Genomic DNA, 17,018 nt, shown 5'->3' with positions numbered 1-17,018 from the left:
AACCCACGCCCGTTCATCTGGACCAAGACCGCCGAAGAGATCCTCGAATCACTCGCCCGATTTTGTAGGCGAATTTCCGGCGCAGCACACTAGTGCGCTGACCAAGAACGTTCACCGGGTTTGAGTGCTACGCGGCTTGCGGTCGTGGGCGTCCCCAGCGTTGTTGGCGTTCGCTGCGGATCCGGGCGCGTTCGCGGCGTTGGGCTGCTAGGACGTCGGGGTGGCGGGCGTTGGCGTTGCGCCAGCGTAGGTATTGCTGCAGGTCACGGGCCAGGACGGTGTGGTTGGGGTAGTTCGAGTTGGCCATCGTGAAGCTGCGGAGCGGTCCGAACTGGGCCTCGATCGGGTTCGCCCAGGACGCGCTGGTCGGCGTGAGACACAACTCGACCCTGTTGCGGGCTGCCCAGGTGCGGATGGCCCGGGTCTTGTTCGCCGACAGGTTGTCCAGGATGACGTAGATCGGCGCACCGTCCGGGCGGGCGGCGCGGATCGACTTGAGCGCGGTCAGGGTGTGATCGCCGCCTTTACGGCGGCGCATCACACCCCAGAGCTGGTCATCGCCGAGGCTGTAGCAGCCGTGGAAGTAGCGGATGCCGTGCGTGCGCTGGTAGGTGGCCGGCAGCCGGTCCGGCCTCGTCTTCGGCGCCCAGCCGGTGCCGTGGTGCGGGCGGATCGACAGCGGCCCGAACTGGTCGAAGGCGAAACACCGGTCCGGAAACGCTGTGGTGACCTGCTCGATGCGGTCGAGCTTGGCGTCGAAGTCCGGATCGCTGGACTCCTTCCACGTGCGGGTGCGCTGGAAGGAGATGTCGTTGCGGCGCAGCAACTGCCGCAACCGCTCCCGGCCCAAATACACCCGCCGGACCTTGTTGGTGGCCAGGTAGTCGGCGAGCTTGCGGATGCTCCAGCGGGTGAACGGGCGGCCCAGCGTCTTCGGCCGGGCCTTGGCCGTCACGACGATGTAGGCCTCATCGTCGGGACTGATACGGCGGGGACGGCCACCCGCCCAGTTAGGGTCCAGCGCGCGCAGCCCGATCTCGTTGAACCGGTGGACCACGTCCCGCACGGTGTCCTCATGCGCCGCGACGAGGCGAGCGATCGCCGGCACCGGCGTGCCCGACGCCGACGCCATGATGATCAACGCCCGGCGGACCCGGATCGATCCGTGCTTACCCCGCCGCACGATCTGCTGCAGCCGCTGGCCCTCCTCATCACTCAGCCGCCGTGCCCGGACCGGCTCAGCCATCCACCCACCTCACCCTTCGACAACGAACCTGATCGCTATCGAGGGTGAGGCCCGTCCGCTCCCTCCGGGCACACCGCAACCGGCGTGTCACCAACCCGGTGAACCTTCTTGGTCAGCGCACTAGCGGCGACCGGCTCGCCTTCCTATCCTGGCGCCAACCAGCGTGCGGCCCGCACCTGATCGCTGGCCACGCAGTCCAAGCGGTATAGGGTCCGGCGTCATGCACCACGACCTACACGTCCACCGGACCCGGGCTTACTACTGGGGTGCCATCTACATCAGCGATGCCGACTGCCGCCAGGACTTCGACATCGACTTCCACCACGGCGGACGGCCGGTTCTCTCCACGGCTGCCCACGTCGCTGTTGTAGTCCTCCATGCCCGCACGGTCGATGAGGGAGAAGCCGACGTCACCCTTGAGGTGCGAGTGAGTACACAACGGGCCGAAGACCTGCCGTACGAAGTCGCCTTCGACGTGCCCTCCGGCCGGCTGTGGATCGGCGACCCTGACGGCGACGATGTGGTCGCACTCCGGCCGGGGCGTTGGTTGCTGCAGTTCGCAGTGGATGATCCCGAGGAAGCACGTCACGTCCAGCTCGTGGCATCACCGCTCTGACGACCGCGGGCGGATGCGGTGCCCGCTCATGTCGCTGACCTGGCGTCTTGACCAAGCATCGAGGGTCGCTCACCCCAGCGGTACGGCGGCATGCCGGTTACGTACTGTGACAGTCGGGCCTGGAGGGAGTCGGCCGACTGTCACCCGTCAAGTGAAGCTGATGTGTAACGGATCAAGTGGAGCGCGACAAGGGTGGTCCGCGTGTTGTCAGGTCCCGGGACATGTTTGACATTCGCGTCCCATCGCATGGAGATAGATGACACGGCATGGTTGAAGCGGTTGCGGCGTGACACGATCACGCGATGGCGGTGATGACCAGGCTTGCGCTGTTTGGGCCGCCCGGGGCGGACACCGCCGATGTGGCCGATCATCTGGCCGTCCGGCTCGGACTGCTGCGGATCTCCATGCGGGAGGCCGCGCAGTCAGCGACGCGCGCGGGGTCGGAACTCGGCGATCAGCTGCGCCGGTTCATGGACGCAGAGCACTCGCCGCCGGATGAGCTCGTCGCCGCGCTCATTCTGCGCCGGCTGGGTGAGCCTGACGCGGCCGGCGGCTTCGTGTTCTGGGCCAGCGATGCGAAGGCTCTGCCGCTCGTGGTGCGATCGTTGGCGCCCCTGGAGATCCAGGTGATCGAGCTGGTTCTAGCCGATGCCGAGGCGACACGGCGGCTGACCGGGCGCCGCCTGTGCCGGGACTGCGGGAAGCTGTGGCACATCGAATCGACGCAGACGCTCGACGCGGACGTATGTGATTGGTGCGGTGGAGAGCTGTTCCAACGGCAAGACGATGCCCCGGCGACCGTCGCGCGGCGTCTGAGCGCGTATCGAGAACGCAGCAGCCCGGTCCTGGAGTACTACCGCGCAGCGGACCGCCTGATCAGCGTCGACGCTACCTGCCCTGCCGAGCACATCGCCGCCGACCTGACCCGCCGAATCGAGCAGCGCTGAGCAAGGCGCGGTGTTCGGCCCGCTGCGATACTCGGCCGATGCCGGATTGAAGTGTCACGACGAAGCTGATCGCGGCGGCGGCCCGAGACCATCTGGCGCCGTTGGGTCTGCGCCAGAAGGGCCGGTCGCGACTGTGATTCGAGGACCGCGGTTGGTGGATGATCTCGTCGACTTGAGCATGCCGGACACGGACCGTGACGTCGGCCGCCCACGATTCTGGCGCCCAGGCATCCGCATGCCGACGAGCGCGCACGTGGTCATGCGCCGAATGCGCGAAGAGTCCGGCGGGCGGGCATCGCTGAGCCGTACTCTTCCGAACGAATCACGTGGATACGATGGGAGGTGCGGGGTGCGGATCTCTCAGGCGCAACGTCGAGTTTGCCGTCGTTTCGGAGTTGAGCCTCTGATTCCCGGCAGAGGCACGATGATCGGCGTTGCACAGGCGCGAGGTCCGGAGCTGCTTCCGCTGAACGCCATCCGCCACCCGCCGGTAGGCCAGACCAATGGCTGGTATGTGTGGCGAGGCGGTCCCATCCCGCAGGACGATGACGACTTCTTCAGCCCGGTTCACGTCGAACATGCGACGGACCGGTTTCCGGACCTGCTGCAGTATCTGGCCCTGCCAGCCGGATGGGGAGTGGTACTTGCTCCCGGATACGAGGACGTCTGGTATGACGAGGCATTTCTCGAGTCCTAACCCGTCAGTCGTCCTGATCTGCCGCCGTTGGTGCGCGGCGGCCGGCCAGTGTTCGTCACAAAAGGTGACCGGCTCGGCGAGGCAGACGCTTCCTGTCTTGCCGAGATCAGTGCGTTGTCTGAGGCGACGTGCTTGGCCAGTCAGCCACAATGATCAATGGGATCGAGTCCGGCGACCGGTACTGGTCCTCGTGAAGGTACTCGATGTGCTGATGCCGGTGGGCGCCTCGGTCCTCGGCGGTCTCGGCTTGGTCGGCCACACCATCGAGCGCGTCCCCGATGATGTCGAGGTACTCGAGGCCGCCGGAGAGATGCAGCACGGTCGTGCCTGGCAGACTGACGAGCAGCGGACCGCTGGTCACCTCCTGCACCAGGGTCCCTCCGGCTATCGCTACCTCCACGGGCTCAGCATGTCCGCGTAGCAGCCGAGCCAGGGCACAGAGTGCGGCTGGCGGACCCGCAAGCTCCAGTTCGCCGCCGCTGACCGAGAGCCGGCAATGCCGGTGATCATCCATCGGCCCCATTGTCGCTGAACTCACCCAGGTCCCAGACACCACCATCAGGGTCGAATAGGTCCGCGCGCTCGGCACTCACCGTTTGTCCAGGGTTGCGTCGATGGTTGTGCGGATCTGCTGAAGGGCTGCAAGGGCTGGCGCACCTTCCCCGGACTCATCCCAGAGCTCACGCCATTCCGAGTCGTCGCCGACGATTCGGTTCAGCGCCCGGACCGCCAAGGCCGGCACGTCGTCGGGTACCTCGATCCTGCCGCCCTCAAGCAGGAAGTCTGGCGCGTAGGAGGAGGTGATCGCGGCACCGCCGGGCAGTTGGGAAGCGACGATGGCGGACGCGGCGATCGCCTCTACCGCCAGATCGCTGTCGAGATAGTCGTCACCGTTGTCGAGGACTGCGGTGAAGGCACTCCGCACCATGGCGGGCCGCTGCGCCGGCGCAGCGTCGTGGAGATCGCCGCACCAGTCGGCGGCGGTGTCATTGTCGAACGGACCGACGTCCCAGGTGCCCATATGGATGCTCCGGCAAGATCGATATTGTGTCTACGACAGGCATAATCGCACGCCGGATGCACCAGGACGCAGCTTTACAGCATCGCGATACCCATCGCCACTGCAATAGCCGACCCGACCGTCGTGACCGTCCTCGACCGTCAGCGGCGCGGTCCCAATCCGCCGCCCACGGCGCGACACACCGCTTGATCAGGTGCACACATCTAGCCGCTGGCCATGCGCGGCCTTCGGGGCGGCCGTTACGCTCCGTACCGAACGTCCCCGGCTGAGCACGTCTACACTGCCGGCGACCCGCACTGTGTTGGCTCGCCTATGTGATTCCTATGCCGGCTTCGTGAGCGAGCCCCGAACTCACGAACACAAGAATCGACCGTCGGCTGTTGGACCCACGCTCGATGACAAACGGGTCCCGAAGTCACCGACGAAGCCACCCAGGAGAGGGTGGCAATGGATGATCGTCTGCAAGGGCGGCTGTCGGCGGTCAAACGCTGGCCATGATGCTCATTCGCCGACAAGCAGGCAACCATTGGCTCGGGGCCGGCGACGGCGGCCGCGGGACGTCCCAGCCTTCCGATCGCCGGCCATGTCGAGGCGCTGATCAGTGGTTGGGTCGGTCAGCGGCCGCCGGCGGCTTCGAACCGCACGATGAGGTCCTGCCGGAGGCGGCCGCGGTCCGACACCGCGAGCTCGTGCTCTCTCGCCCAGGTCCGGATCGCCTGATTGCGGGCGGCTTCGTCCGCAGCCGACCGGACCGGTACCCGGGTCGTGGTGCGGCCGCGCCCGGCGTGACTGATCCGGCCGATCTTCGCCGCCGCCGCAACGTATGGGGCGAGAGCGGCGCGGAGACGTTCGGCGTTCGCGCTGGTGAGGTCGATGGTGTAGTGCGCACCGTCCATGCCGAACGTCACGCTGGTGTCGGCCCGGCCGCCGTCGAGATCATCGACGAGTTCCTCAACCACGCGCTTCGCCATCAACAACCCACTTCCTGAACTGAGCCGAACCGTTGCGACACCAACGTCGTCACCGTACATCGTCGCGCAGCAATCATTCGGGACCAAACGACCGCCGCGGGCGCGGCTGGCGGCGACCGTGACGGCGCAACGAGGCCGGCGCTCATCGCGCCGATGGCCGACCTCCCCCGACTGTGCCCTATCAATGGTGCTCGCCGTCGTCGGCCAGCCACTCCACAACAAACCCCTAATAGCTTCGCCGGGCCAGATGCCGCGATGGTGTTCTACCGCTCATTCCAGAAGGGTGCAGGTTTCGACGGCGGACGGTCCGCCGGCGAAAGCGGCAGCGGCGTTTCGCCGTCAGCTGCCGTCTTGAAGGAGTGTGACGGCGAGTGCCCCGGCCAGGTGGAGGCCGAGCAGGCAAGTCTCTGGGGTGGCCGCGATGCCGTGGCGCGGTTGCCGGTGCCAGACATGCCACGCGATCGCGACCGCCTGCCCTGGTCCCGTGACGCTGCCTCGCGGCCGAACGAGCTCGGGGCGGAATCTGACCGGCATGCCGTCTAGCGTCCAAGGCTCATCCGTGACGGGCGCCCCGCATGATGGAGCTATGGACGACGTAGTCCCCGGCGACGCGACACTTGCGCCAGCTGTGCAGGTCTTATTCGATCTTCCTCAGGAGGGCGATTGGCCACCCGTTAGCAGCGAACCCCTTGGGGCACTCCTGGTGGCGCACGACACTGCACAATTACAAGAATCACCCTTCTTCGCGCGGCATGTCGCGAAGGGTGACCTTCTTCGAGTACGCAGCAGCGAGGACGGTTCGTGGCAACCCGTCGAACGACTGAAGCCGTCGGGAAGTTGCACGATCAGAATCGTCCCCTTCCGAAAGGGGCCGTTGAGCGGTTCGCGTGAACGTGTTCTTGATGCGTTCGCGCCGCTTGGCGTGTCAGGGAAGGGTCATGGCCGATTCAGGATCGTAGCCCTTGACGTTCCCTCCACCGTTGATCTCGTGGCCACGAAACGCGTCCTCTACGACGGCGTCGACGCTGGTTGGTGGGACTACGAAGAGGGCTGTCTCACCGACGCATGGCTGGCTACCGAGCCGGATCGTGGGTGGTCAGGCGAGTAGCGCTCGCGAGGTGCTGGTCAGCGTGCGGCGCATGTTGTCGCGAGGATGCTGCGTCCAGCCGCTTCAAGGCACTCGAACCCGCGGAGGCCATGTGTTGCATGGGGCTCAGCGCGGGAGTGTCGACGGGGGACTTGAAGCCGGGCGGCGGCGTGAGCGGATCCGAGTCGTGCTCGCCCGGGCCCGGTTAGGCGTCGACGAGCCTGCGCAGGACGTCAGCGGCGTGCTGTGTCTCGGCGTCGGTGAGGTCGCGGTGGGTGACTGCCCGGACTCGGTGGCGGCTGAGGGCGATGAGCCGGACGCCGAGGCCGGCGGCGGTGGCGGCGAAGGCTCGGCTGGTCCATCGGGTGGTGGTGAGGTCGATGAGCACGATGTTGGTGTGGACGCGTGCTGGGTCGACAACTCCAGTGGGGGCGAGGGCTTCGGCGAGCATTCGGGCACGGTGGTGGTCGTCGGCGAGGTGGGGGAGATGGTGGTCGAGGGCGTGGAGGCCGGCGGCGGCGAGGATGCCGGTTTGGCGCATGGCGCCGCCCGCGCGTAGCCGCAGTCGGCGGGCTTCGGTGATGTGGTCGCGGGAGCCGGTGAGGACGGATCCGGCGGGTGCGCCGAGCCCTTTGGAGAGGCACACGCTGACGGTGTCGAAGAGCCGGCCGTAGGTGTCGAGGGGGATGCCGGTGGTGGTGTGGGCGTGCCAGAGGCGGGCGCCGTCGCAGTGCAGCCCGACACCAGCGTGGCGGGCGACGCGGTGCAGGGCGGTGAGCCGGTCGATGGGGTGGATCAGGCCGCCGGGGAGGTTGGCGGTCTGTTCGACGGCGATCGCGTCGGTGCGCATGGCGTAGCCGCCGCCGGGGTGGATCATGGCGGTGATGGTGTCGGGGTCGATGAGGCCGTCGGGCGTGTGCCAGGTGCGGGTGGTGATGCCGCCGTGAACGGCGGCGGCGCCGGCTTCGTAGCTGACGAGGTGAGCGTCGCCGGCGCAGAGCAGTTCCCCGCCGTGGGGGACGAGGGTTTGGACCGCGACCTGGTTGGCCATGATTCCGGTGGGCAGGAACAGTCCGGCTTCGTGGCCGAGGATGGCGGCGATGCGGGTTTCGAGTGCGCGGACGGTGGGGTCTTCGCCGTAGACGTCGTCGCCGACGTCCGCGGCGGCCATGGCGGCGCGCATGGCTGGGGTGGGGCGGGTGACGGTGTCGCTGCGCAGGTCCGCGACGATGCCGGTGCTGGTCGTCATGCGGTGGCCCTCTCGAGGCGGGTGGTGAGGTCGTGGATGGTGCCGGCGACGTGGGCGGGGTGTTCGAGGGGCAGGTCGTGGCTGCCGCCGATCCAGTGGACGGTGACGGTGCGGGGTGTGCGGTCGAGGGTGTGGCGGGCGGCGCGGAGGTGCTGTCCGGCGGCGACCGGGTCGCCGGGGCGGGCGAGGATCGCGGTGACCGGGGCGGTGATGCGGGGCAGGAGGGCGGCGGGGTCGGTGTGCCAGAGGCTGTGGGCGAGGTGCCGTTCGTGTTCGACGGCGAGCCGCAACCCGCCGCCGCCTCGCCGTGGGGTGCTGGCGGGGGTGGGCTGGTAGTTGGCGAGCAGTGCGGGGACGGCGTCGCCGGGCAGGCCGCGGCCGTGGGCCCAGGCGGTGAGCATCGCGGCGGTGGGGGCGATGCGCCGGTCGAGCCGCATCGCGTGTTGGGCGTCCCACCAGCTGTCGCCGAACAACTGTTTCGGGTCGTAGATGCCGCCGTCGACGAGACAGAGGCCGCCGGTCAGGTCGGGCCGGTCGGCGGCGAGGTGGAGGGCGACGGCGGCGCCGAGGCTGTGCCCGGCGATGACCGCCTGCCGGACGTGGAGGGTGTCGAGGACTGTGGCGGTGTCGGCGGCGAGGGCGGCAATGGTGTAGCCGCCGGGCGGGGTCGAGGATTGGCCGTGGCCGCGGTGGTCGACGGCGATGATCCGCCGGCCGGGCAGGCGGCGGGTGACGAGGTCCCACCAGCGGTGGGTGCTCGCGAGGCCGTGCAGGAGCACGATCGCCGGGCCAGGTCCTGGTCCATGTCCGGGTGTGTGGTGGACGGCGAGGTCGACGCCCGGGGCGACGGTGACCGTGGTGGTGGTCAGGCGGCTGCTGATGGCACACCTCCGGCGGTGTGGCCGGTGGCGGTGAGCTCGTCGATCGCGGCGGCGAGCCCGGCCGGGGTGGGGTTGCGGGCGACGGTGAGGTAGGGGACGTCGACGGCGAAGGTGTCGCTGAGGGCCACGCACAGCTGGGCGATGAGCAGCGAGTGGCCGCCGGCGTCGATGACGTCGGTGTCGGCGTCGACGGGCTGGTCGAGGGCGGCGGCGACGACCTGCAGCACGCGCGGCAGCGTCCCCTCCGCGGGCGGGTCCTGGGCGGGTGCTGGGGTGGCGGCGCTCGTGGCCCAGTGGCGCAGGGCGTCCCGGTCGGTTTTGCCGCCGTCGGTGAGCGGCAGGGCGGCCACGACCCGGACGGTGGCGGGCACGGCGAACGCCGGCAGGACCGCCGCCGCATGGCCGCGGATCTCCTCGGCGGCGCGGGCGACGTCCGCGGCGGTGGTGGGGGCGTGGGAGGTGACGATGTAGGCGGTGAGCCGGTGGCCGGTGGTGACGACGGCGCAGGCGGCCACGGCCGGATGCCCGGCGAGGACGTGTTCGACTTCGGCAGGGTCGATCCGGTGTCCGCGGACTTTGATCTGGTCGTCGGCGCGGCCGAGGAAGGTGAGGGTGCCGTCGCCGCGCCGGGCGGCGAGGTCGCCGGTGCGGTACCAGCGCCGCCCGGCCGGGTCGGTGGTGAACCGGGCGGCGGTGGCGGCCGGGTCGGCGGCGTAGCCGCGGGCGACGCCGATCCCGCCGATGAGCAGTTCCCCCGGCATCCCGGTAGGCAGCGGCTGGTCGTGGTGGTCGACGACCTGGACGGTCACGCCGGGCAGTGGTGTGCCGATGTGCACTGGCTCGCCGGGGCGCAGGTCGCCGATGGTGGCGGCGACGGTGGTTTCGGTCGGCCCGTAGCCGTTGCAGACCCGCCGGTGCGGGGCGGTCCAGCGGGTGACGAGCCGCGGCGGGCAGACCTCGCCGACCGCGACGACGGTCCGCAGGTCGGGCAGGTTGTGGGCGGGCAGCGCGGCGAGGACCGACGGGGTGAGGGTCGCGACCTCGACCCGCGCGTCGCGCAGCAGCCGGGCCAGGGCCGGGCCGCCGTGGCGGACGTGGGGCGGGGCGAGGACGAGGGTCCCACCGGCGGTGAGGGTCATGAGGATCTCGCCCATGGCGGCGTCCCAGGACCAGGCCGCGAACTGCAGCACCCGGGTGCCCGGCCCGACCGCGAACCGGTCGGCGAGGGCGGTGGCCATGTTGACCGCGCCCGGATGTTCGATCAGGACGCCGCGTGGGGTGCCGGTCGATCCGGACGTGCACACCACGTAACACAGCGGCCCACGAACCGCCGGCACCGCATCGGCGCCGATGCCGATGCCGGTGTGGGGTGCGGGGGCGGTGAGGCCGGGGATCGGCCGGGCGGTGCGCAGGTGCCGCACACCGCAGCGGGCGATCATGTCCCGCAGCCGAGCCACCGGCCAGGCGGGGTCGAGGCAGAGCACGGCACCGCCGGCCCGCCACACGCCGAGCAGTTGCACGAGGCCGTCGACGGCGCGGGGGTAGGCGACGCCGACGACGTGTTCGGCGGTGACACCGCCGGCGGCGAGGTCCGCGGCGGCGGCATCAGCCGCGTCTGCCAGTTCCTGGTAGGTCACCGCGGCGCCGGTGGTGTCGATGACCGCGGTGGTTTCCGGGGCGGTGTCGGCCCAGTACCAGATCAGGTCCTGCACGGCGACGGCGGTCTGGGCGGGGGTCATCGGGCACCGGCCGTGGTGTGCAGGGCGACGGGCAGGTGGGCCAGGCCGCGAAGGTTGGCGTTGCGCCGCCACGGCCGTCCCGGCAGCGGGTCGAGCCGCGTGCAGCGGGTGGTGAGCAGCCGGATCGCGGTGGCGACCTCGAGGCGGGCGAGGGGCGCGCCGAAGCAGGCGTGGGGGCCGTGGCCGAACGTGACGGCCCGTCCGGGCCGGTCGAGCCGTATCCGGTCCGGGTCGGGGAAGACGGCCGGGTCGCGGTTCGCGGCGGCGAGCATGAGCACGACGGCGGCCCCGGCGGGCAGCACCTGCCCCGAGGCGAGCGTGACCGGTTCGAGGAGCCGGCGGGCGGTGTACTGGGTCGGCGGATATCGGCGGCCGAGCTCCGCGACGGCGTCCGGGATCCGGTCGGGGTTGTGGCGTAGCAGCGCCCACAGCCACGGCTCGTCGGCCAGGGCCATGACCGCAGCCGACAGCAGGTTCGTGGTGGTCTCGCTGCCGGCGGTGACCAGCAGCATCAGGTTCGCCAGCAGCGCGTCGCGGCTGATCGTCCCGGCGTGCATCGCCGCGATAAGCGCGTCGATCATCGCCGTGCCGGGGGACCGTTCCCGGCCGGCGATATGGTCGCGGAGGAACCCGGCCAGCTCGGCGACGGTGCGCAGGATCGCGGCCCGGCCGGTGGTGGGGACGTGGCCGGGCGCGGCGACCACGTCGCCCCAGGCGAGGGACCAGCGGCGGATCGTCTCCGTGCTGATGGCGGCGGGGATGGCGAGCAGGGACCGGGTGACGTCGATCGGGATGCGGGCGGCGAACCCGGCGACCATGTCGGCGTCCGGCCGGCCGGTCAGGTCGTCGAGGGCGGCGGTGACCGCCGCCGTGACCGGCTCGGCGAGGGTCGTGCGGACGTGACGGACCTGGACCGGCTCGGCCAGGACCCGCCGCAGCCGCCGGTGGCCGGCGCCGTCGGTGAACGACACGTGCAGATCCAGCGCGGTGAACGCCGCCTCGAGCCCGGCCCCGGGGAACCGGGCGAGGCTGCCGGCGTGGTCCATCCGCGCCGACGCGGCCGGATGCGCCAGGAGCAGCTGCACGTCGGCATGCCGGGCCACCAGCCACCCGCCGGTGACCGGGTCGAACACCGTCCCGGCGGTGAGGAGCCGGTCGTAGAACGCGGACGGGTCGGCGATGGTGCCCGGGTCGTGCAGGCAGGCCAAGCTGTATTCGAGACGCTGGTCGGGGGCTGCGATGGGCATGATGCTCCTGTCACCTGGGGAAGAGGATCGGGTCAGCGGGACGCGGGGGCCGTGCGCCGCCACTGCGTGGGTGTCGGGTGGCTCGCCGGTCGGCTGGTGTGGTGCCGGCCGAGCGCGGCGAGGAGCCGGTCGCCCGCCAGGCGGGCCACGGCCATGCCGGCCCCGCCCGGGTCGGCTGGCGCCAGCCAGCGCAGCACCGCCACCGGCGAACCGTCGCGGCTGGCGGGGCCCCGGGTACTGGCGGCCAGCAGACAGGTCGATCCGGCCGGGATGCGCACGCCGCCCAGCAGGACTGTCTGGGTCGTCACCCGAAGCCACCCGGCGACCGTCGGCATGCCGGCCGCGGCGGTGTCGAGCAGTCGTGCCCGGGCCGTCTGGTCGTGGGCCAGACGTGTGATGCCCGGCCGGCCTGCCGTGGCGGTGCGAGCGGCGATGACGTCCAGGAGGCGCGGCAGGAACGCGGCGGTCGCGTCCCAGACGGTGGCGAACAGGGCGGCCCCGACCGCGGCGATCTCGGCGGCCTCGAGCCGGTCGGCGTCGGCACGTCCGTAGGCCTGCAGGTCGTCGAGCACCGTGCCGGCGCGGATGCGCCCGCTGGTGGTGTGGCGGCGCATGGCGTGGGCGATGGCGGCGCGCAGCAGGACGATCGGCAGGACCGCACGGGCAGCGGACGTCACGGATTCTGGCGCGACCTGGAGGTCGTGCGCGACGGCGGCGGCCGCCGCGGCGTCGATCCCGAATACCGCCCCGGCGATGGCGCCGGCCGCATGCTCGACCATGCTGCTGCCGCCGAGCAGCGGGTGGCCGTCGACGGGGCCGGCGAGCTCCGCCACGATCGGGGCAAGAGCCGAGTCGATGCTGCTGCCCCACAACCGTCGGGCGCTGCGGGCACTGGCTGGCCACACCAGCCGCAGCACCGCTCGCACGCGATGGTCGAGCGGCAGCCCCGCCATCGGCATCGACGTCTGCGGCAGGCCCCGATCTGGGCCCGGCGTGCTTCGGCCGGCCAGCGGCGGCACCGGAACCTCGGCGAACGTCAGCGGGTCACAACATGCCTGCGCCACCAGCGTCTCGCCGGCGATCACCCACAACCCGGACACCGCGTCGAACGCGATCCGCTCGGCGCCTCCAGCCGCTTGCTGCAGCAACACCGCGGGGCCGGCGGTGAGACGATGCACCGGGTCGAACCGGAACGTCCCGGCCCCGGCCGGCAGGCTGCCGTCGGCGGCGTCCAGCCACGGGCTCATGCCGCGGCTCCCGGCCGCCGCAGGGGCTGCAGCCGGAACCGGCCGGCTGCGACGACGAGCAGGTGACGGACCCGCGGATCCGGCACGAGCTGCGCCTCGACCGCGGCGGCCGCCGCCCGCAGCCGCTCAGCCAGGGCACGGCCGGACCGCGAGACGGACAGTTCCACCTGGCGGCGATCCCGGCCCGGCGTACTCCGGGAAAGCAGACCCAGATGCTCCAGCCGGGCCACGGCGCTGCGGGCGGTGCCGTGCGCCATCCCGGCCGCCGCCGCGACCGCGTGCAACCGGACCGCAGCATCGGCGTCAGCGACCACGGCGAGGACCGCGAACGCGGTCAGGCTCAACCCGGCCGGCTCCAGCACCTGCCGCTCGACCGCACCACGGACCTGCGACGCCATCCGCGACACCGCGAGCACCACCGCCCCAGGCGGTTGCTGCGGCATCAGCGGACCGGCCGGCGCTGCGATCGGCGCCGTCACCGGGCACCGGCCCGCCGCCGCCAGCGCAGCATCGGCTCGGCTCTGTGCCGATGACGCCCCCGATACGGCCGCACGGCCGCTGCCAGCCGATGCCGGCCCGCACCGCGACGCACCTGATGATGACCTGTCATGTGTTGCCCCTGTCGGCGTCAGACCCACGACCCTGCGCGAGCGGCCGGCATCCGGCGGCTGATGATCGCCGCGGCGCCGCTCGCATCGACCTTGTCGTGGCCCGCCGACCGGCGGAAGTGAGCCGCCGTTAGCCAGGGCCGGCGGCATCCACGGCACACCCCGGCGCCGACGACCCGCGTTGGGCTGCCGCGGCGCCATGTCACGCGTCGTGGTCGCCGGGCAGGTCCGACGGTGCGGGAAGATCACGCAGCCGGGTCCGCCGCTGCCCGGGCGGCGGCGTGGCCGGATGCCGCATCCCCGGCGCGAAGACCCGCGGCTCGCCGTCGGTCTTCGCGTGATACATGGCGATGTCCGCGCGGCGCAGCGCCTCAGCCCAGTCGAGCCCGGCCGCGTCGGCGAGACCGAACGACAGCATCTGCACGCCCCGCCACACATACCCGGCGAGCTCGCGTTGGATGCGGCGGGTGTTGTACCAGGTGTCGATGTAGGTGAAGATCGCGTTCTCGGCCTCGTCACGGGTCCGCCAGCTCGTGCGATAGACCAATTCGATCTTGAGCGTCGACCAGAAGTTCTCCATCAGGGCGTTGTCGAACGAGTCGCCGACGGATCCCATGGACGGCCGGATTCCGTTGTCGGTCAAGCGTTGCGAGAAGCGGAAGCTCGTATAGTTCGAGCCCCTGTCGCTGTGATGGATGAGCTGGCCGTTTCGGACGTCGCGGGACCAGATGCCGTACTCGAGCGCGGCCAGGATGAGGTCGGTGTTGCAGCGGTCGCCGGCCTTCCAGCCCACGATCCGGTTGGAGAACGCGTCCCGGACCGTGGCGAGCCAGAACGCGCCTTCGCCGCACGGAATCCGGGAGGCGTCAGCGACCCACAGCCGGTCCGGCGCGGCCGCGGTGAACTGCCGGTTGACGAGATCCGGTGCGGGCGTCGCCCGCGGGTTTTGCCGGGTCGAGGGGATCCGCCACTGTTTGCGCAGGAACGCCCCTGCCGGCCGGCGGCGCGCATCAGCCGCTCGACGCGTTTGCGGCCCACCTGGCGGCCTTGACGGCGCAGCGTGGCATGCACCCGAGGGCTGCCATAGGTGCCGCCGGACGCCTCGTGGATCTCGGCGATCTCTGCAGTCAGCTCCGCGTCCTGCCGGCGCCGGCGCGACGGGCTGGCGGCCTGGCGCAGCCAGCCGTAGTAGGTGGAGGTCGCCACGCCGATCACCCGGAGGACAGGCTCGACCCCGAAGCGGCCACGAAGCTGCTGCACCAGCTTCACGACCGTCGCCGGGTCGGGTCGAGTTCCGACGCGAAAAAAGCTGATGCGGCCTTGAGAATCTCGTTGGCACGCTTCAGTTCCGCGTTCTCTCGCCGCAACCGCCGCAACTCCTCGGATTCCACAGTGGACGGCTGATCCGGCCGTTCACCGTGATCCGCCTCGTCTTGGCGGATCCAGTTGCGCAACGCCTCGGGATGCACACCCAGCTGCTCCGCCAGCCGCTTCATCACCGGCTTCGGATTCGACTCCCGATACAACCGCACCGCACGGGCGCGAAGCTCATCGGAGTACTTCCTCGGTGCTGCCACGAACGACTCCCTCCACGGTCAATCAGACCATGATCGAAAGCCTCCGAGGTACCGGGGGAAACCTCAGTGCGCACCATCATGGTGGGCAAGCGCGGCGTGCCTGGCATCCCTGTCGACCCGGCACACGGGCTGGTCTGGACCGCGATTCGCGACACGGTCCACCGTGGTCTCGCGGCCGACTGCACGCCGCAGCCTCTTCAACGCACTACTGCTGCGTGACCGTCGTGGCCGCGGCGGAGGGTTGGAGACGAACGTGACGACGAAGCCTCACGACACCAGCACCGATGGCGTCACGCCGCTCATCGCCTTGGCCAACGTTGCGTTGGTCGGCGTGCCAGCGGCGTATGCCTCTACCGGGTCCATCTTGATCACTGCGCTCGCGGCGCTCGCGGCGCTCGCGGCGAGCGTCATCGTGCTGGCCTACCTGCTGTGCCGGCTGCGATGCACCCACGCTGAATAGCTGATCCAAAAATTTTGTGGGGTGTGACTGCACGTTCTGACTGCGCGCGCACACTAGAGAACCGAGACCTGCCAGGACGGCACATCGCGGTCCTGGCAGGTCTTACCCGAGTGCGCCCTCGGTGGCCGAGCAGTTCTGCCGCTCGGCCACCGATGGGGCATCCGGAACGTCCGGATCAGCTCTGAAAGGGACAAGGAGCCCGATATGACCAGAGACGTGGCTGTCTATCGCCAACCTAGGAGTAGCAGATGTCCGACCAGAGCAAGACGTCGTCCACGCCATCGGCCGCGGAGCTCGCCGAGTTCGCCGAGTTCGCCGAGTTCTTTCGGGCCACGCGCAAGCAGTTGATCGCCTTCTTGCTGCGCAACGGCACGAGCCAGCCCGACGCCGACAACTTCGCGCAGGAGGCGATGATCAGTCTGTTCAAGGTGTGGGGGAGCGTTACGAACCGGACCGCGTATGTCTATAAGGTCGCCATCCGGGCCCTCAACACGCATCGGGCGCAGCGCCGCCAGGACCGCGGGCTGATTGTGAAGATGGCGAAGCTGGGGGAGTGCACGGCGACGGTGGTCTCACCGGGAGTGGAGCTTGTCCGGTGGGCCCTGCGGAGCTTGAAGCCGGAGCAGCGGCTCGTGATGGCGCTGACGGTCGACGGGTTCAAGCCGGCCGAGATCGCTGAGCTGACCAGCCGGAGTGCCGCGACGGTGCGGTCGAACCTCCGGTTCGCTCGGGAAAACCTGCTCAAGAAGCTGGACATCAGCGAGGAGGGAGGAGTGACATGGACCGCAACCAGCATGCCCAGCTCGACGAGCTGCTCAAGTCCGAGCGGGCGGCAACACTCGACGCCCTCGATGTCGACGTCGAGCAGCAGCTGAGCGAGATCTACCGCAAGGTCGGCGTTGACCTCGCCGCGGCTGCGAGTGAGGCATCGACAGCTGCGAGCCCCCGCGGATGGTTCCGTACCGCGACGGAGCCCGGAGCCGGATGCGGCGCCGGGCTCCTCAGGCATTTGCGCTCAGCTGGCGGCGGCCCGTAGGCAGGGCATGACGCGCTGCACGGGTCGGTAGGTCTCCGGGTCGAGGTTCTCGGGGACCTCGATGTCACGCTGGGCGAGCACATCGCATTCCAGCAAGATCATCGATCCGTTCAGGTCCAGCACGCCGGCCCGTCGGGGCTCAACCGCAGACGCCCGCGCAGGATGACGCAATGTCCACCCGCCAGGATTGACGGCCCAGGCTCAGCTGCGAGCTTCATGTTCAGACCCCAACTGATCTCAGTGATGATCGTCCACTCGACATGGTGGCGCCCAAGGGCGGCATCCGGCGCGCCCCAGCACGACACCGCGGTCCGGCCGACAGGGGTCACGACCTGAGCAACGGGGAAAGGACTCCACGCCAACTTGCGGACCTTCTCAACCTCGACCAG

20 protein-coding genes and 1 pseudogene are annotated in these 17,018 nt (G+C 70.3%); 7 read left to right on the top strand and 14 right to left on the bottom strand.

The window, feature by feature from the left end; genetic code table 11:
* Window positions 1-127: 127 nt before the first annotated feature.
* Window positions 128-1,246 carry an IS630 family transposase gene (locus tag ABT369_RS56085; protein ID WP_350626658.1) on the bottom strand — a complete coding sequence of 373 codons (1,119 nt, stop codon included), beginning with the start codon at window positions 1,244-1,246 and terminating at the stop codon, window positions 128-130.
* 220 nt (window positions 1,247-1,466) lie between these two features.
* On the opposite strand from ABT369_RS56085, the gene ABT369_RS56080 reads away from it, so the two are divergent.
* From ABT369_RS56080 to ABT369_RS58120, 3 genes are all read left to right on the top strand, one after another.
* Window positions 1,467-1,862 carry a hypothetical protein gene (locus ABT369_RS56080; protein ID WP_350626656.1) on the top strand — a complete coding sequence of 132 codons (396 nt, stop codon included), beginning with the start codon at window positions 1,467-1,469 and terminating at the stop codon, window positions 1,860-1,862.
* A gap of 302 nt (window positions 1,863-2,164) precedes the next feature.
* Window positions 2,165-2,809 (top strand): adenylate kinase family protein, encoded by a 645-nt coding sequence (locus ABT369_RS56075; RefSeq protein ID WP_350626654.1) that lies wholly within the window; start codon window positions 2,165-2,167, stop codon window positions 2,807-2,809.
* A 178-nt stretch (window positions 2,810-2,987) separates the two neighbouring features.
* On the top strand, window positions 2,988-3,506 hold the full coding sequence (locus ABT369_RS58120) for an immunity protein Imm33 domain-containing protein (protein ID WP_502891961.1): 519 nt from the start codon (window positions 2,988-2,990) through the stop codon (window positions 3,504-3,506).
* Between the two features lie 106 nt (window positions 3,507-3,612).
* Here ABT369_RS58120 and ABT369_RS56065 read toward each other — a convergent pair whose 3' ends face one another.
* The 3 genes from ABT369_RS56065 to ABT369_RS56055 all read right to left on the bottom strand — a co-directional run bounded on the left by ABT369_RS56065 (window position 3,613) and on the right by ABT369_RS56055 (window position 5,498).
* Window positions 3,613-4,020, bottom strand: coding sequence for an Imm32 family immunity protein (locus tag ABT369_RS56065; protein ID WP_350626650.1), 408 nt, complete (start codon window positions 4,018-4,020; stop codon window positions 3,613-3,615).
* Window positions 4,021-4,095: 75 nt separating this feature from the next.
* Window positions 4,096-4,527, bottom strand: coding sequence for a DUF4259 domain-containing protein (locus ABT369_RS56060; RefSeq protein WP_350626648.1), 432 nt, complete (start codon window positions 4,525-4,527; stop codon window positions 4,096-4,098).
* Between the two features lie 614 nt (window positions 4,528-5,141).
* The gene (locus ABT369_RS56055) at window positions 5,142-5,498 is read right to left on the bottom strand and encodes a histone-like nucleoid-structuring protein Lsr2 (RefSeq protein WP_350626646.1); all 357 of its coding nucleotides are present in this window, start codon (window positions 5,496-5,498) and stop codon (window positions 5,142-5,144) included.
* A gap of 255 nt (window positions 5,499-5,753) precedes the next feature.
* Here ABT369_RS56055 and ABT369_RS56050 point away from each other — a divergent pair, with 255 nt between their 5' ends.
* Both ABT369_RS56050 and ABT369_RS56045 read left to right on the top strand, forming a co-directional pair.
* A complete protein-coding gene (locus tag ABT369_RS56050; protein ID WP_350626644.1) occupies window positions 5,754-6,041 on the top strand; it encodes a hypothetical protein in 288 nt (95 codons plus the stop codon).
* Window positions 6,042-6,084: 43 nt separating this feature from the next.
* On the top strand, window positions 6,085-6,606 hold the full coding sequence (locus tag ABT369_RS56045; protein ID WP_350626642.1) for a DUF4265 domain-containing protein: 522 nt from the start codon (window positions 6,085-6,087) through the stop codon (window positions 6,604-6,606).
* Window positions 6,607-6,790: 184 nt separating this feature from the next.
* Here ABT369_RS56045 and ABT369_RS56040 read toward each other — a convergent pair whose 3' ends face one another.
* The 9 genes and pseudogenes from ABT369_RS56040 to ABT369_RS56000 all read right to left on the bottom strand — a co-directional run bounded on the left by ABT369_RS56040 (window position 6,791) and on the right by ABT369_RS56000 (window position 15,133).
* Entirely contained in the window at window positions 6,791-7,834 is a 1,044-nt protein-coding gene (locus ABT369_RS56040; protein WP_350626640.1) for a threonine aldolase family protein, read from the bottom strand.
* On the bottom strand, window positions 7,831-8,613 hold the full coding sequence (locus ABT369_RS56035; protein ID WP_350626638.1) for an alpha/beta fold hydrolase: 783 nt from the start codon (window positions 8,611-8,613) through the stop codon (window positions 7,831-7,833). Before ABT369_RS56035 ends, ABT369_RS56040 begins: the two co-directional genes overlap by 4 nt.
* 86 nt (window positions 8,614-8,699) lie before the next feature.
* Window positions 8,700-10,454, bottom strand: a complete 1,755-nt coding sequence (locus tag ABT369_RS56030) for a non-ribosomal peptide synthetase (RefSeq protein WP_350626636.1) — start codon at window positions 10,452-10,454, stop codon at window positions 8,700-8,702.
* Window positions 10,451-11,701: a cytochrome P450 gene (locus tag ABT369_RS56025; protein WP_350626634.1), complete on the bottom strand. Its 1,251-nt coding sequence runs from the start codon at window positions 11,699-11,701 to the stop codon at window positions 10,451-10,453. Before ABT369_RS56025 ends, ABT369_RS56030 begins: the two co-directional genes overlap by 4 nt.
* 32 nt (window positions 11,702-11,733) lie before the next feature.
* Window positions 11,734-12,948 carry a hypothetical protein gene (locus ABT369_RS56020; protein WP_350626632.1) on the bottom strand — a complete coding sequence of 405 codons (1,215 nt, stop codon included), beginning with the start codon at window positions 12,946-12,948 and terminating at the stop codon, window positions 11,734-11,736.
* Entirely contained in the window at window positions 12,945-13,391 is a 447-nt protein-coding gene (locus ABT369_RS56015) for a MarR family transcriptional regulator (RefSeq protein ID WP_350626630.1), read from the bottom strand. Before ABT369_RS56015 ends, ABT369_RS56020 begins: the two co-directional genes overlap by 4 nt.
* A gap of 367 nt (window positions 13,392-13,758) precedes the next feature.
* Window positions 13,759-14,520 (bottom strand): IS3 family transposase, encoded by a 762-nt coding sequence (locus tag ABT369_RS56010; protein ID WP_350626660.1) that lies wholly within the window; start codon window positions 14,518-14,520, stop codon window positions 13,759-13,761.
* 32 nt (window positions 14,521-14,552) lie between these two features.
* Window positions 14,553-14,762 (bottom strand): annotated as a pseudogene (locus tag ABT369_RS56005) (IS3 family transposase); the annotation flags it as partial.
* 59 nt (window positions 14,763-14,821) lie between these two features.
* Window positions 14,822-15,133 (bottom strand): transposase, encoded by a 312-nt coding sequence (locus ABT369_RS56000; protein ID WP_350626628.1) that lies wholly within the window; start codon window positions 15,131-15,133, stop codon window positions 14,822-14,824.
* Window positions 15,134-15,386: 253 nt separating this feature from the next.
* Between ABT369_RS56000 and ABT369_RS55995 the strand changes: the two genes are divergently transcribed.
* Together ABT369_RS55995 and ABT369_RS55990 are read left to right on the top strand one after the other, a co-directional pair.
* The gene (locus ABT369_RS55995; protein WP_350626626.1) at window positions 15,387-15,593 is read left to right on the top strand and encodes a hypothetical protein; all 207 of its coding nucleotides are present in this window, start codon (window positions 15,387-15,389) and stop codon (window positions 15,591-15,593) included.
* A 248-nt stretch (window positions 15,594-15,841) separates the two neighbouring features.
* A complete protein-coding gene (locus ABT369_RS55990; protein ID WP_350626624.1) occupies window positions 15,842-16,468 on the top strand; it encodes an RNA polymerase sigma factor in 627 nt (208 codons plus the stop codon).
* Window positions 16,469-16,608: 140 nt separating this feature from the next.
* Here the strand turns inward: ABT369_RS55990 and ABT369_RS55985 are convergent, their stop codons facing one another.
* On the bottom strand, window positions 16,609-16,752 hold the full coding sequence (locus tag ABT369_RS55985) for a hypothetical protein (protein ID WP_350626622.1): 144 nt from the start codon (window positions 16,750-16,752) through the stop codon (window positions 16,609-16,611).
* Window positions 16,753-17,018: the final 266 nt, after the last annotated feature.

Source organism: Dactylosporangium sp. NPDC000244 (assembly GCF_040300725.1).
GTDB lineage: Bacteria > Actinomycetota > Actinomycetes > Mycobacteriales > Micromonosporaceae > Dactylosporangium.
This window is presented reverse-complemented; position numbering and strand designations above follow the sequence as displayed.